We start from the raw sequence: 15354 nt of genomic DNA on the forward strand, positions 1-15354 counted from the left end.
TAATTAGATTGCCTTATCTTTTTTCATTTGTTCCATAGCAACACTTACTGCTAATACAGCATCTTTCTCTTGAATCTTTATGCCAGCCTCTTTCTTTGGAGGTTCAATATATTCTATGCAGCGCACTTTTGTTTGTTTTACCTCTCCAATTTCTGCTGCTGAGTAAGCTTTAATAACTGCCTTACGGCTTGCCATCTTACTCTTAATAGTAGGATAACGTGGATCATAATCTGGTTTACTTACTGTTACTACAGCCGGACATTCTAAAGAAACTAAATTATATCCTTCTTCAGTTTCTTGATGCACCTTTATTCCATTATCTTTTAAATCGATTTCAATAGCGCTACTAACATATCCTAATCCTAATTTTTCAGCAAGCATAGCTCCTACCTGAGCAGTAATTTCATCTGTAGATTCCTTTCCACAAAGAATTAAATCAAATTTATCTCCCTTTTCTTTTTCAAGCTTATGAATAGCATCTGTCAAAACATCAGCTGTTCCCATAGCATCTAAATCTGCATATAAATCATCCTTTACAAAAAATGCTTCTTTAGCTCCTACAGCAAGACAATTTTTTAATGTATTTATAGAATCCTCTGATCCAACACTTAATACACTAACATTTCCTCCATGCGCCTCAATAAAACGAACCGCTAGCTCTAATGCATATGTATCAAATGCATTTGCCACTAAACTAACTCCTTTTAAATTAGGCTTTTTCATTTCTTTATCCAAATGGATTTCAATCGAATCATCTGGAACTTGCTTTACGCATAACAGAATCTGCATAACTTTTTCCTCTCCTTTACTCTTTACATTAATTTAATAATATTAGCAATTTTATTCACATACTTTTTCTGGATTTAACATATGCTTAGGATCAAAATTTAATACAAACTAAGATATTAATAATTTTTTCCTCCTATAAATTTGCACATACTTATCATACCATTTATAAATTGGTACTACCAATTTATAAATTAATTATACCTTCCTAAATCTTCCTTGTAAACAATTGTTATTAATTTAACAAAATATTATTCTGATTAAAATTCTTTCTTTAAATGTTAGTTGTTTGAAAATATCAAAAAAATACTTGGATTATCAACATAAACCACATTGATAATCCAAGTATTTTTTTGATTGTGACTAATTATCATACCCGTAAGATTTTCTAATTAAATTAAAGTGCTCCTTCATGGCATTACACACTTTTGATTCATCCCTACATTTCAAAGCTCTAAGTAAATTTTCATGTATTTCCAATAGACTTTCTTTAGTATTCCCTTCATGTAAAATCTGCATTCTAGATTTTTGAATAAATTCATCCATAAGCTGGGATATAACATCAAGGACATTTATTAACAATACATTTCGTGAAGCTTTTGCAATTAAGTAATGAAACTTAATATCCAATTCAAGACTTTCCTCTTCACTTCCTGCAATATACATTCTATCTACTATTGCAGTCAAAAGTGCAAGTTCATTATCTTCTATATTTTCAGCTGATAATTTGGCACATTGTAATTCTAATGTTTCTCTTAAGTCATACATTTCCTTAACAGAACTTTCCTGTAGCATAAACATTACTGAAAGAGGCTCAAATAACGAATTATCAAAGTTAGTTTTTATGTAATTCCCAGCTCCCTGCTTGCTTTCTACCAAACCAACCACCTCTAAGGCTCTTATTGCCTCCCTTACTGATGTTCGCGACACACCAATTGATTCTGCCATTTCTCTTTCTGATGGTAATCTATCTCCCTTTTTGATTTCTCCACTTTTTATTTTACTTTTAATTTGTTCTATAACTTGATCATATACTTTTGTAGTTTTATTAGGTGCTAACATATATATCTCCCTTATTTCTTTATTTTTAATTAAAATATATATATTACTATATCATAATCTTTTAATAATTTAAAAAGAACATATTAGTTTACGTACTAACTGAAAATGGATATGATGCTCCTAAATTAATGGGCTTTCCGGTTTCTTTTTATATGCCATAGTTTTAGATATTCACATGAAATTTCTCACCTTTACAATATACATGCTTTGTAATTGCTGCTAAAGTAAATAAAACTACAAATGCAATTACTAAAAATACTGAAATCATCCCTACTACTCCACTCCATCCATATAGGGACCAAAACCTTCCACCACTAGTTCCACCTACACTAGAACCAACATAGTAAAATAATAAATATAGAGAAGATGCTTGTGCCTTGTCATGGGTTGATATTTTGCCAATCCAGCTACTGACAATTGAATGTCCTGCAAAAAATCCGAAGGTTAAAGCTGCTATGCCTAAAATCTTCAAAAATAGGTTTCCATTTAAAGTTATACTTATTCCAAACAACATTATAACTAATGACACTAATAGAATTTTATATTGTCCATGTTTATCAGCTAACCGTCCCATAAATGTAGAGCTGAAAGTTCCAACAATATAAATTACAAAAATAAAACTCACTAAGGTTTGGCTAAGATTATATGGAGGCTCAACTAATTGATAACCAATATAATTATATAAGGATACAAAACTTCCCATAATTAAAAAACCAATGCAATATAAGCAAAGAAGTTTTGGATTTTTTAAGTGATTCACACTGGATTTTATAAGTTTTTTAACCTCAAAAGTTCTTGCTTCAAAATGTTTTGACTTAGGCAGCTTAAACCAAAATAAAAAGCTGGCCATAAGGCTTAAAATGCCAATACATCCTAAAGCTAATCTCCAATTAAAAAAGTCTGTAATAACCCCTATTATAATACGTCCACTCATTCCTCCAATGGAATTACCACTAATATATAAGCCCATGACCATTCCCAAGCTTGACTTATCAACTTCTTCGCTAATGTAAGCCATAGCTATAGCAGGTAATCCTGCCAAAACAAAACCCTGTAAACACCTTATAACAAGCAGACTGCTAAAATTAGGAACAAAAGCTGATAACACAGCAAGTATTGATGTGGCAAAAAGAGAAAAGCACATAATTGGCTTACGTCCTAGAACCTCAGATATTGATCCAAAAAGCAACATGCTTATTGCTAAAGTACAGGTTGTAACTGATAATGATAAACTAGCAACTGTAGGAGATACCCCAAATTCTTTTGATAAAAACGGCATCAATGGCTGCGTACAGTACAAAATTGCAAAAGTATTAAAGCCACCAGCAAATAGCGCCATACTAGTCAAGTGAAATTCTCTGGTGCCTTTTTCAATATAACTCATAATTGTTCACTCCAAACTTAATCCTATGCTGATAAAAAATAACTATTATAATTTTAGCACAATCCTAAATACATTTAATTTAGAAATAAGTTCTATTATTTCATATCTCCTCATGATAACGTTTGTAGTTTAAAATTACAATCTTTCTTATAATATTTCAATATTTATCTTTTTCATAGGATTATTGCAAACTACCCCCATACCTTTTACAATTGAATTAATAATTTTTTTAGTTGTACCTGTTGGTGAAAAATATATAGTTGTTGATAAATTTTCTTAATGCTTATATATAAATATTATCTATATTCTATTTTACCATCAGGATATTGTGCAAATCTTCCTTTTTTTCTTGGATGAACAAAATCATCACGTTCCCATGGCCATCCTCCAAAGCCAGTGCTTCTATAATCAGCAAAAGCATCCTTAATTTCTTTATCAGATGTCATTACAAAAGGCCCATAACTTATAACAGGTTCTCCCTCTAAAAGCAGCAGACAGCTTTCCATTTGACCATTTTTTATTTCTATTTGAGAAGCAAACGCTTCTCAAATAACATTATGATCTTTTCAAAATACTTTTCCCAATTCTAAATTAAAAGGAATTATAAAATTCAGAAAAGACCCTTTAAGATCTTGAGGAAATGTTTACGACAATGGAAATATTTAATTTAAAACAACTACTTATTTTGATAATAAATTAGAAGGCCGTCTATCTTTTTAAGCAATAAACGGCTTATTTGAAATCTTAGCAAAAATTCTTCATCATTTTTCTATAATATTAGTGAACAATATTAATAGGACTTCCCTTTATAAATCCTTCAATGTTATCAGCCAATAGATTTGTAAGTCTTTGTCTTGACTCAAGGCATCTCCAGCCTATATGTGGAGTAAGAATAACATTCTTCATATTAAAAAGTGGATTATTTAATTCTGGAGGTTCCTGTTCCTGAACATCAAGGGCTGCACCTGAGATTTTTTTATTCCTAAGGGCTTCAATTAAATCAAGTTCATTGATAATAGCACCCCTTGAAGTATTTATAATACAAGCTTGTGGCTTCATAAGTTCTAATGTGGACTTATTAATAAGATGCTTTGTATCAGTCGTCAAAGGACAGTGCAAAGTGATAAAATCACACTCTTTAAGAAGCTCTTTAAGACTAACAAATTTAATAGTTGAATCCCCTAAATCTTTGGGAGTTCTGCTGTATACAAGTATGTTCATTCCTAAAGCTTTAGCTACTTTTATTACCTGCTGACCAATAGCTCCAGCGCCAATAACTCCAAGAGTTTTATTTTGTATTTCAAAGTGAGGCACTTGAAGATACTTAGTAAAGTTATCATAATTTTTATTTTCAATCATCCTTTGCTGCTCTGATAATGATGAAGTTAAGTTCAATATAAATGTAATAACTAACTGAGCTACTGCTTCACTACTATAGCCTGGCACATTACATACAAATATATTTTTTTCTTTTGCAGCTTCAAGATCAATATTATTATAACCAGTACCAGCTTCACATATTAATTTAACACAAGGAGGAAATTTCTCAATTAAATCTCTTCCAATTATCATCTCTTTAGTAATTACTATTCCTTGGTCCTTAACTCTCTCTAAAATTTCCTCATTACTACTATCTTCATATTTAGTAACTTTGCCCAACTTATCTAGTAATGAAAAATCCAGTTTGTTATCAAAATTTATTTTGCTTGAATTAAGAAATACAATATTATTCATTTTTCTCCCCAACTTTCCTTATAATGTAATTCTATAATAGCATAATATAAGTTAAAAAAGGAGATGTGATAAAGTTTATCTTGCCCTCTTTGATGTAATATTAAAAAAGATGATGAAGATGTACGATATAGCAAAAACATAATTCAACCAGACATATCAGTTATATGTGATAAAAGTAAATTGACTGATAAAGGTTGCAACGTTTCTCAAGATGTAACTAGTTTTTCATTTGTTGGTGAGGCTATTCATTATTATTATTATTATTATGAATACCTTAAAAATAGCAGCGTATAAAATATGGCTTACCTTTAACAGCAAGCCATATTTATCATTTAATAATTGTTATCCTAAATAAGAAAAATATGAATTTAATGAACTACTCCAATTATTTCATGTTCTTTTTCCCAGATACCAATTTTTTGAGGATAGAACATTTGACAACATAGATGCTTAGAAAAGGAGTCCCATACTACCTTGCGACAACTATTTATTTCAATATTAGATTTCGCAAAGCAACCAAAAAAACAACTAATTTTTCCACATCATTTTCTTTTATCAAAAAGATTAGCTTTTGCTTTTTAATTGAAATTAGCCGAAAAAAATGTTATGCTTTAAGCGGTAAACCAAAATAGAATATCGGTACTACATAATCTTCCAAGTTATAAAATCATGAAGATTATATATATTGAAGAGCTTATTTTTATAGGCTCTTTTCAAATGATAAAGCGAGGTAATAATATGATAAAAGTTGATAACTTATCCTACTCATTTCCGCAAAAAGATCTATATAATAAAATTTCATTTACGCTTCAAGATGATCAACATTGCGCTTTTATAGGAACAAGTGGTAGTGGAAAAAGTACACTAATAGATATACTTATGGATCCAGAAAAATATATGTTCGATGGTAAATTAGAGATAGATCCCGATTGTAGAATTGGATATGTAAGTCAGTTCTCACAAGTAGACAAAACAAAAGAAACTACAGTTTTCGAATATATAGGGGAAGAATTTATTAAGCTGCAAGATGAAATAGCCTCTATTTGTACTGAAATGGAAACATCTTCAGATATTGATACTTTACTAATAAAGTACCAACAAGCTTTAGAATCACTTGATGCAATTGGTGGCGATGATTTCGAAAGCAACCTTATTAAGAAACTAAATCTTGCAAACCTAAATAAGCTTAAAGATCTAATGGTATCTGAACTTAGTGGTGGAGAGTTTAAACTTATTCAAGTTATTAAGGAAATGCTTAATAGTCCAGACTTAATGATTATGGATGAACCAGATGTGTTTTTAGACTTTGAAAACCTTAATTCTCTTAAAAATCTAATTAATTCTCATAAGGGAATGATGTTAATTATTACACACAACAGATATTTATTGAATCATTGTTTTAATAAAATTATTCACCTTGAAAATATGGAACTCCAAGAGTTTGATGGAAGATATATTGATTATAATTTCACATTACTTCAAACTAAAATTGAGTTGCAAGAATTAGCTATTGCTGATGATGATGAAATTAAGAGAAACGAGCACATAATCAAGAAACTAAGAGATAGAGCAGAAATTACAGGTGAAACTTCTGCTGGAAAATATCTAAAAGCTAGAATGAAATTTCAAGAAAGATTAGAAGCGCGTAGAATTAAAACACCATTTGTAGAGATTAAACAACCAGGCATCCGTTTAGTTACTAATAATAAAATCGAAGAAACCATTGCTTTAAACGTTACTGATTACAGTACTAGCTTTGATGAGATGCTTTTAGAAAATGTTAGTTTTGAGATTAAATCTACTGATAAAGTAGCTCTTGTAGGTTCAAATGGTACTGGTAAAACGACTTTACTTAGAGACATCTTTAAAAATAATCACGATTCTATTGAAATAAATTCTTACATTGAAGTAGCTTATTTATCTCAACTTCAAGGAGAAATACTAACTGAGTCTAATACAATACTTGAAGAATTCTTAGATGCAGGATTTGAAACTTATGAAGAGATTAGCTCATATATTTCAAACTATGATTTTGACGAAGAAATCATAAACCAAAGGATAGAATCTTTATCTGGTGGAGAAAAGAATATATTGCAATTGGCTAAAATTTCTGCAAGTAAAGCAAACATGTTGCTTCTCGATGAGCCAACAAGTCATTTAGACACCTATTCGCAAATAGCGCTTGAAAAAGCCATAAAAAATTATAAAGGTGCGATTCTAATGATTTCTCATGATTACTATTCTATAATAAACTGTATGGATTATGTTTTAATCATTGAGGATAAGACAATTAGAAAAATGAATATGCGAAAATTTAGAAGGATGATTTATACGAAGTTTTTTGATAAAGACTATTTAGAAATTGAACAAAAGAAAAAATCAGTTGAAACGAAAATAGAATTGGCTTTACAACGTACTGATTTTGAGCTTGCTAAAATTTTATCTGAAGAGTTAGAATCGCTGATTAAGTTACTTTAACTCTTATATTTTTTACTGGGGCGTTAATAAAATTGTAAATAAATCCACAATTTTGTTAACGCCCCAGCAGGTTATACAAAACAATAATTTTTATAAAATATTTATCGTCTATCCCATGATGTTATATACTATTTTATGATACATGAAGAATTCAAAGTTAAAGTATCATATGATCAATATAATCCCATAGTCTCAATTAAAATACTTGAAACTATTGAGTTAAAATCATAGTTTAGTAATAATGCTACATTCCTATAAAAAACTAAATATTTTTAATATCTTCAAAATTGAATTGTGGAAATAAATATAGCAGTTCCTCATGGATTTTATGACTTACTTTCCCTTGCTCAGTAAATCTAGAATAAATTTCTTTCTTGTTATCTGGCTTCTGGTAGCTTTCGATAAAGCCTTTTTCTATGAGCTTCTTAGTTATTTTACTTATGGCTCTTCTAGTCATATAAAAGGACTCCGCAAGTTTCATCACATTGGAATCTACATTTCTTCCAATGTATTCGATACAATGTACTTTAGAAGACTTATACCCCTTAAGACTGTCTTCCATCTTAAGCTTATTAAGCTAAGTCATCTTGTTAAATAAGCCCCTGAAATCCATTTTGACCTGTTCTTTTTTGTTCATGGTATGTCTCCTCCCTGCCGTTGGTACATTAACAATATTATATTAAATTCTTGTTTCTATTTCAACAATATTGCCTTCCTCTTGTAATTTAGCTTCTAAGACATAAATCTAGGTTACATTTAATTTTGCCTTGATTTCTTCAAAACAAAAGTTTTTCCCAGGACATTCTGTATTTGCTACATCCTTATGCCTTTTTAAATCCTTAATATTGTATTTTTTAATTAGATATTTTGATAATGCAAGAAGACTACTCATTTGTTTTGGAGTTAATTGTTCAATATTAAAATTTCCTTCTAAAGCAATACCAAAGGCTCTATCATTTACGCAAGTGGCATGAGCACCTACTGCATCTTCTGGTCTCCCTCTATATATGGTGCCATCTTTTCTTATATAAAAATGGTAACCTATACCTGCCCAGCCTCTTTTCTTATGCATTTCATCTATTTTTTGAGGAGTAAAATTAGTTTCTACAGTATGATGATATACTATCATGCTAGGCTTTAAATTATGTTGCAAAGGTTGTGCCCATGTATATGATACTTCATTAATTTGGGGCATTTTATATAAAATTTTATCTCTTATATTTTTTAATTCAGCTCTCATAACTATTCCTAATTCATTAATATAATTAAACTATATGTTTTTTATTTTATTTTTGATACTAGGAGCATAAGCCTATCCTTCATAATTGCATATTTAAAGAAGATATAAGCAGGAAATATGATATTAATATCCTTCACCATACTGCTTAGGAAATTTCCCTTTTGCTTCTATAAGCATAGGCTTTAAAGTGACTGGTGCTTCCTCGTTATATTCCACAAGCTCTACATAAAACTCCATTTTCTCTATTCTAAATTAATTTGGAAAAAAGTTTTTATTGAATCTTCATATCTGCATTTTGCTCCAACAATTAGTTCTAATTCTCTCCAAACTCCCCTTCTAATACACCTTAAATAATTTCACCGCAGTTTTAGCAATTTTATAAATAGGTGTCTCCAACTCTCTACGAGCCTTCTTTAATTCTTTTCGAATCTCAATATGCTGTGGACAATGTTGTTCACATTTGCCACATTCTACGCACTGAGAAGCACTGGTTGTATTTTTTCGCAGAGCAGTACACATAAGATATTCTCTCCTACCATTTTTCTTATTTTCAGCATACATCATGTTATAGGAATGAAAAGCTCCAGGGATGTCCACTCCTTTAGGACATGGCATACAATAAGCGCAGCCTGTACAACCTACTTTTATGTTTCTATTGATTTCGTTCTTAACTTGTTCTATTAACTGAAAATCTTCTTCAGTGAATTCACCTGCTTTTACATTACTTGCAATATTTATATTCTCCTGAACCATTTCTAGAGAATTCATTCCAGACAGTATGCAGGTAACTTCAGGCTGATTCCAAAGCCAACGGAATGCCCATTCTGCAGGGGTATACTTCCTTGAATTATCATTTATTATCTCCTTAGCTTTCTCAGGCAATAAATTGACTAGTCTTCCGCCTCTTAATGGCTCCATTATAATTACAGGAAGTCCTTTTTTATTGGCAGCTTGAAGCCCCTTTCTTCCTGCCTGACTATGCTCATCTAAATAATTATATTGAATTTGACAGAAGTCCCAGTCATAGGCCTCTAACAACTGTATAAAAGTTTCTGTATTTCCATGATAAGAAAAGCCAACATTACGAATTTGCCCCTTCTGAACTTTTTCCTTTAACCATTCCTCAGCACCTAATGTTTTTAAGCGTTCCCATGTCTTCACATCAGTAAGCATATGCATAAGATAATAATCAATATAATCTGTATTAAGTCTTCTTAATTGTTCATTAAAATACTTTTCCAAATCTTTTTTTGATTTAACCATATAATGAGGAAGCTTTGTGGCAATACATATTTTATCTCTGCAATTATTTCTTTTTAGAATTTCACCGAATGCAGCCTCACTGCCTGGATAAACATAAGCTGTGTCAAAATAATTGACTCCATTATTTATTGCTTCCATAACTTCTTTTTCTGCCTTATCAATATCAATGCTATTTCCCTTTTTAGTAAATCGCATACAACCATAACCTAGTATAGATAAATTATTTCCTTTTTTGTCTTTTCTATAATTCATCTCTGGAATTTTTTCTACAACCTCCATTATTATAATCACGCCTCTGTTTTCTTTATTTTTAATTTTCTCCTAAATCACTACTTCTACTATAATAAGAAGTATGTAGCATTTTTTCTGCTAATTCACTTAAAGGCTTTTTATAAAAATCCTCATAAAGCATTGCTATTTCAGGATTTTTATGACTTAATCTAAGCTGCATTTTACTATCTTTATTATATAAACTCATAATACGTTTTTCATTTGCTCCTTTAATTTTATTCAACCTATGCTTAGTTTGACCTCCACCACCTATACAACCGCCTGGGCATGTCATTACTTCTATAAAATGATATTGTTTATCAGAAGTTTTTAGTTTGTCCATCATTTTTCTTACATTATTAGTACCATAAATAACAGCTACATTTACCGAAAAATCTCCAATCTTAAAGCTTGCTTCTTTCATTTCTTCCATTCCTCTTACTGGTTTAAGTTCGTATAAAGTGTCTGGAACCTTTTCATTGGTAACAAATTCATATGCTGTACGAAGAGCCGCCTCCATAACACCTCCAGTATTTCCAAAAATAACACCAGCACCAGATGCTTCTCCCATTACTTTATCAAATTCTGAATCTTCTAAGGAATTAAAATCAATTCCTTTTTCTTTAGCCCATAAGGCTAATTCTCTAGTAGTAATTACATGATCCATATCTCTCATATCATCTATATTAAGATAATTAGAAGCTGCCTTCATTTCATCTCTTCGTATTTCAAATTTTTTAGCAGTACAAGGGGTCAAGGCAACATTGACTATTTTCTTAGGCTCTATACTCATCTTTTCAGCAAAATATGATTTTACTGTTGGACCTTGCATACCTATAGGACTTTTTGAAGTTGATATATTAGGAATTATTTCAGGATAATAAGTTTCTGCAAAGTTAACCCATGCTGGACAGCAGCTTGTAAATTGTGGTAATTGTTTGTTTTCTTTAATTCTTTCTATTAATTCACTTGCCTCTTCCATAATTGTAAGATCTGCTCCAAAGTTAGTATCAAGAACATAATCTACTCCTAATTTTCGAAGTAATGCAACCATCTTCCCTTGAACAAAAGCTCCTTCTTCCATTCCAAATTCTTCACCCAAAGTAACTCTAACTGATGGAGATGTATTAACAATTACTATTTTATCTTTATCATTAATTGCATTTATTACATCTCTAAATTCATAAGTTTCTACAATACTATCTACTGGACATACATTTGCGCATTGTCCACAATTTATGCATATTGGAATATCATTAGTTTTACTTAAATCATAATAATCAAGAACACCTATGTAGTCCTTGCATATAGTTTTACACTGACGACATTTAATACATTTTTCTTCAATTCTCATAATTGATGGATTATCAGCCTCAATTGGAACACGTATTTCTTTTGAAAGATGTTTACTCATTTTTCTCTCTCCTTTTTCAATTAAAATAAACTCAATACCATTCAAGTAAATCTTTGATAATTAATTTAAAACTCTTGCTTATAAAAACATTCCGAATATTCTTATAAATATATTTTCCTACAATTTATGTAAAATTTCAATCCCTATATCTGTAAAACAAAACTTCATGAACCTAAATTAAATTAATTTTTAAACATAAGCTTTATATATATCCTTTAAAAGTTAAGGTTAAATTACTTAATCTTAATGTGGAAGTTAAAAGCAAAAAAAGTGCCCTATCCCAATAAGATAAGCACTTTTCTAAAATGACTAGCATCATTCAATCTATTCTGAAAATCTATTCTGAAAATCTATAATTGCAAGTTCTCTTAAAGCAATTAATCTTCTAAATTTTTGATCTGAGAGGTATTAATTATCCTATACTATATCTTTTTCAACCTCTTCCCCATTTTTCTTTTTTGATTTAAGTATATTATAAATCACTCCAAGCATTATAAACCATACTGGTGTTACAAACAGAGCCACACGAGTTTCCTTATTAAGTGCTAATACAACTATAACAAAAGCAAAAAATGCTAGAATTATATAGTTTATTATTGGATAAAGTGGCATTTTGAATTTGCTCTTTGAAGCAAGCTCAGGATTAGTCTTGCGATATCTCATATGGCAGATAACTATAATTGCCCAAATGTAGATAAAGCAGAAGGTTGATATGCTTGTAATTAGTACAAATACCCCTTCTGGCATAATGTAGTTCAAAATAACTGAAATCAAGATAACAGTTGCTGAAAACATTGTAGCATTAGAAGGTACTTGGCTAAAAGTTAATTTTTTCATTGACTCAGGCGCATTACTTTCTTTCGCAAGAGAGTAAACCATACGGCTTGTGCTAAAAATAGCACTGTTACAAGCGGATGAAGCTGAGGTTAATACAACAAAATTTACAATACTTGCTGCTGCTGCAATTCCTACGGCTGCAAACACCTGCACAAATGGGCTTTTATCTGGATTAATTGAATTCCATGGATATATACTCATAATAACCACAAGTGCTCCTATATAGAAAATAATAATTCTAATTGGAATATTATTAATAGCCTTTGGAATAACATGCTCAGGATTTTCGGTTTCACCAGCTGTTAAACCAACTAATTCGATTCCAGCAAAAGCAAATACAACCATTTGGAAAGAAAGAATAAAACCGCTTACTCCATTTGGGAACAAGCCTCCATGACTCCAAAGGTTTGAAAAGCTTGATGCACCAGCATCTGTAGAAAATCCTTTAATAATCATAAATGTACCGATTATAATTAGTGCTAAAATTGCAACAACTTTAATTAAGGCAAACCAGAATTCCATTTCACCAAATAATTTTACTGCCGTAAGGTTCATTATTAATAAAATTACAAGGACAATAAGACTGGGACCCCATTGCGGTATATTGGGGAACCAATATTGTATGTAAAGTCCTGCAGCAGTTAAATCAGCCATACCAACTGAAATCCAGCAAAACCAGTATGTCCATCCAGTAATAAAGGCTGCACCGTTTCCTAAATAATCATATACAAAGTCTACAAAGGAATGGTAGTTTAAGTTAGAAAGTAATAATTCCCCAAGGGCACGCATAATAAAAAAACAAATTACTCCTGTTATTATATACGCAAACAAAATAGATGGACCAGCCAAGTGAATTGATCTTCCTGAACCGAGGAATAATCCAGTACCAATTGCACCTCCAATTGCAAGTAATTGAACATGCCGGTTTTTCAGCCCTCTTGATAAATTTTGATTTTCTGATGTTAATTGATCCATTTTATCCCTCCATCTTAGTCAAAAAGCATGTAATTTAAACTGCCTTTTCTTACAAGTATTTTGTAATTGGCTGAATTACTATAGCCATTATTTTCTCTTTATCTTCAGTTAAAATTTAATTTTTACTGTTAAATACTAATACATATTTAACAAAGTTGCAATGATTTCTTCATTTTTCTATGAATTTTTTATAAATAAAGAAGTTATTTTATCATAATTTTTTAGCCTACATAGATTGGTTACTGTAATTTATCACTTCTAGCTATTCTCTGTATTATACGTCTTCATAATTGTTATTATCTTAATTTTTAAAGATACGTGGATAATTTATATAGTACTGTACAAACTAAATCTGTAAAAACTACTATGCTAAGGAGGTATTTTAATGGCAAAAGATAGTCAACCAGATAATAAAACAGCAAGAATGGAAAAATGCAATTATCAAACTCCAATAACTGAAGAAGGACATAATCATAATCCTAATGCAAAACATAAATCTATAAAGCAAGAAGGCTTTAAAAGTCAACATTTCAACAGATTTGGTAATTAAATATCTTAATCTAAAATATAACCAAGTGAAAATCCACTTGGTTATATTTTATGTTCAATTGATTTTCATTCCTCTAAGTTTTCATCTCCAAGCCTTAAAGTCCATCATAAGCCTTTTGTAAAACTGCTAAATCTAATTTTTTCATTTTCAGAAATGCTTCGGTCACACGCTGTATTTTTTCTCTGTCACCAGAATTCATCATCTCACTCATAATCCTTGGTACTATTTGCCATGATACTCCAAATTTATCTTTTGCCCATCCACATGATTCTGCTTCTGGTACAGCAGAAAGCTTATCCCAGAAGTAATCAATCTCTTGTCGATTTTCACAGTTTAAAATTATTGAAAATGCTTCATTAAAGCTAAAATCCACATCAAAACCATTATCCATTGCAGAAAAATCAACACCATAAAGTTTAAAAGCAGCATAATTTATCTTTGCCCTTGGTGACGCTGCTTTTCCTTCTTTATATCTACTAATAATTCCTGCTTCTGAATTTTCAAATATTTCAGTGTAGTACTTCACTGCCTCTTCTGCTTTTCCACATGCTTCATTTGAGAAAAGCAAGTTGGGCGTAATCTTTTGAACTGTTTGATTATTATCTATAAGCATCAATTGCCAGGACAAGCCATACCTATCTTGAACCCAACCGTACCACTTGCTAAAGGGATATTCACCTAGTGGCATTAATTCCATCCCATCTTCAGACAAAGCTTTCCATTTAGCATTAACTTCTTCCACAGAGTTACAAGCTACCATTAAAGAAATTGATGGATTAAATTTGAAAAAGGGCCCTGCACTAATAGCCTCGAATTGTTGTCCCGCCAGTTCAAAACTAATAAGCTCTGCATCTCCAGATGGTGTGTTTTCTATTAATGTCACATTGAGCAATTTTGACTGGTCAAATAAACTTATATAAAACTGAGCAGCTTCCTTTGCTTCCTTGTCATACCATAAGTGTGGAACTATTTTTTGCATAATAATCTCCTCCATAAATTATATTATTGTATTTGTAGTTATTGTTTAATTGTATTCCATATTTTATTCTCATGTTTTTTTATATCTCTAGCATTGGATATCAATATTTTACCACATTTTGTATACATTCCAATTGCAGCACTTTATAAATGTGATACATCAGTTTTATATTTTTTGCTCTCATCTTCTCAAATCAACCTTCGCTGTATATTATAAACACTCCTTTTGTTTATATATAATTTTAATTTAACTCAATTTAGTAACTATCCATTACCGCAAAATCTATATCCATATATATTACAATCGTGAAATAGTCTATACAAAGCGTAATTGATAGCTTATTTGCTATTTTTTTCCACATTTTTCATCCAATTTCATGTTA

Annotated in this window: 12 protein-coding genes and 1 pseudogene; 2 read left to right on the forward strand and 11 right to left on the reverse strand. The window is 30.6% G+C overall.

Features of this window, described 5'->3' with window-relative positions; translation table 11 throughout:
- Positions 1–3: 3 nt before the first annotated feature.
- The 5 genes from CLPUN_RS14325 to CLPUN_RS14345 form a co-directional block, all read right to left on the reverse strand.
- On the reverse strand, positions 4–789 hold the full coding sequence (locus CLPUN_RS14325; RefSeq protein WP_077847937.1) for an electron transfer flavoprotein subunit beta/FixA family protein: 786 nt from the start codon (positions 787–789) through the stop codon (positions 4–6).
- A 360-nt stretch (positions 790–1149) separates the two neighbouring features.
- Positions 1150–1848 (reverse strand): FadR/GntR family transcriptional regulator, encoded by a 699-nt coding sequence (locus CLPUN_RS14330; RefSeq protein WP_077847938.1) that lies wholly within the window; start codon positions 1846–1848, stop codon positions 1150–1152.
- A gap of 163 nt (positions 1849–2011) precedes the next feature.
- Complete coding sequence (locus CLPUN_RS14335) at positions 2012–3232, reverse strand: MFS transporter (protein WP_077847939.1); 1221 nt, start codon at positions 3230–3232, stop codon at positions 2012–2014.
- A gap of 296 nt (positions 3233–3528) precedes the next feature.
- Positions 3529–3759 carry a pirin-like C-terminal cupin domain-containing protein gene (locus CLPUN_RS14340; RefSeq protein ID WP_341425381.1) on the reverse strand — a complete coding sequence of 77 codons (231 nt, stop codon included), beginning with the start codon at positions 3757–3759 and terminating at the stop codon, positions 3529–3531.
- A 250-nt stretch (positions 3760–4009) separates the two neighbouring features.
- On the reverse strand, positions 4010–4966 hold the full coding sequence (locus tag CLPUN_RS14345) for an NAD(P)-dependent oxidoreductase (protein WP_077847940.1): 957 nt from the start codon (positions 4964–4966) through the stop codon (positions 4010–4012).
- 738 nt (positions 4967–5704) lie between these two features.
- Between CLPUN_RS14345 and CLPUN_RS14350 the strand changes: the two genes are divergently transcribed.
- A complete protein-coding gene (locus tag CLPUN_RS14350; RefSeq protein WP_077847941.1) occupies positions 5705–7444 on the forward strand; it encodes an ATP-binding cassette domain-containing protein in 1740 nt (579 codons plus the stop codon).
- A 310-nt stretch (positions 7445–7754) separates the two neighbouring features.
- Here the strand turns inward: CLPUN_RS14350 and CLPUN_RS14355 are convergent.
- From CLPUN_RS14355 to CLPUN_RS14375, 5 genes and pseudogenes are all read right to left on the reverse strand, one after another.
- Positions 7755–8081 (reverse strand): annotated as a pseudogene (locus tag CLPUN_RS14355) (MarR family transcriptional regulator); the annotation flags it as partial.
- A gap of 108 nt (positions 8082–8189) precedes the next feature.
- Entirely contained in the window at positions 8190–8684 is a 495-nt protein-coding gene (locus CLPUN_RS14360) for a peptidoglycan recognition protein family protein (protein WP_077847942.1), read from the reverse strand.
- Positions 8685–9020: 336 nt separating this feature from the next.
- Positions 9021–10226, reverse strand: a complete 1206-nt coding sequence (locus CLPUN_RS14365) for an aldo/keto reductase (RefSeq protein ID WP_077847956.1) — start codon at positions 10224–10226, stop codon at positions 9021–9023.
- A 31-nt stretch (positions 10227–10257) separates the two neighbouring features.
- Entirely contained in the window at positions 10258–11631 is a 1374-nt protein-coding gene (locus tag CLPUN_RS14370; protein ID WP_077847943.1) for a [FeFe] hydrogenase, group A, read from the reverse strand.
- A 417-nt stretch (positions 11632–12048) separates the two neighbouring features.
- Positions 12049–13443, reverse strand: coding sequence for an amino acid permease (locus CLPUN_RS14375; protein ID WP_077847944.1), 1395 nt, complete (start codon positions 13441–13443; stop codon positions 12049–12051).
- Positions 13444–13828: 385 nt separating this feature from the next.
- Here CLPUN_RS14375 and CLPUN_RS28115 point away from each other — a divergent pair, with 385 nt between their 5' ends.
- Positions 13829–13993: a hypothetical protein gene (locus CLPUN_RS28115; RefSeq protein ID WP_198944345.1), complete on the forward strand. Its 165-nt coding sequence runs from the start codon at positions 13829–13831 to the stop codon at positions 13991–13993.
- 94 nt (positions 13994–14087) lie between these two features.
- On the opposite strand, the gene CLPUN_RS14380 is transcribed toward CLPUN_RS28115, so the two are convergent.
- The gene (locus CLPUN_RS14380) at positions 14088–14972 is read right to left on the reverse strand and encodes a VOC family protein (RefSeq protein ID WP_077847945.1); all 885 of its coding nucleotides are present in this window, start codon (positions 14970–14972) and stop codon (positions 14088–14090) included.
- Positions 14973–15354 lie beyond the last annotated feature (382 nt).

The organism is Clostridium puniceum, assembly GCF_002006345.1.
Classification (GTDB): Bacteria; Bacillota; Clostridia; order Clostridiales; family Clostridiaceae; genus Clostridium; species Clostridium puniceum.

Coding starts and splice junctions, on each gene's coding strand:
- CLPUN_RS14325 (WP_077847937.1), bottom strand. CDS start 789: ATGCAGATTCTGTTATGCGTAAAGCAAGTTCCAGATGATTCGATTGAA.
- CLPUN_RS14330 (WP_077847938.1), bottom strand. CDS start 1,848: ATGTTAGCACCTAATAAAACTACAAAAGTATATGATCAAGTTATAGAA.
- CLPUN_RS14335 (WP_077847939.1), bottom strand. CDS start 3,232: ATGAGTTATATTGAAAAAGGCACCAGAGAATTTCACTTGACTAGTATG.
- CLPUN_RS14345 (WP_077847940.1), bottom strand. CDS start 4,966: ATGAATAATATTGTATTTCTTAATTCAAGCAAAATAAATTTTGATAAC.
- CLPUN_RS14350 (WP_077847941.1), top strand. CDS start 5,705: ATGATAAAAGTTGATAACTTATCCTACTCATTTCCGCAAAAAGATCTA.
- CLPUN_RS14360 (WP_077847942.1), bottom strand. CDS start 8,684: ATGAGAGCTGAATTAAAAAATATAAGAGATAAAATTTTATATAAAATG.
- CLPUN_RS14365 (WP_077847956.1), bottom strand. CDS start 10,226: ATGGAGGTTGTAGAAAAAATTCCAGAGATGAATTATAGAAAAGACAAA.
- CLPUN_RS14370 (WP_077847943.1), bottom strand. CDS start 11,631: ATGAGTAAACATCTTTCAAAAGAAATACGTGTTCCAATTGAGGCTGAT.
- CLPUN_RS14375 (WP_077847944.1), bottom strand. CDS start 13,443: ATGGATCAATTAACATCAGAAAATCAAAATTTATCAAGAGGGCTGAAA.
- CLPUN_RS28115 (WP_198944345.1), top strand. CDS start 13,829: ATGGCAAAAGATAGTCAACCAGATAATAAAACAGCAAGAATGGAAAAA.
- CLPUN_RS14380 (WP_077847945.1), bottom strand. CDS start 14,972: ATGCAAAAAATAGTTCCACACTTATGGTATGACAAGGAAGCAAAGGAA.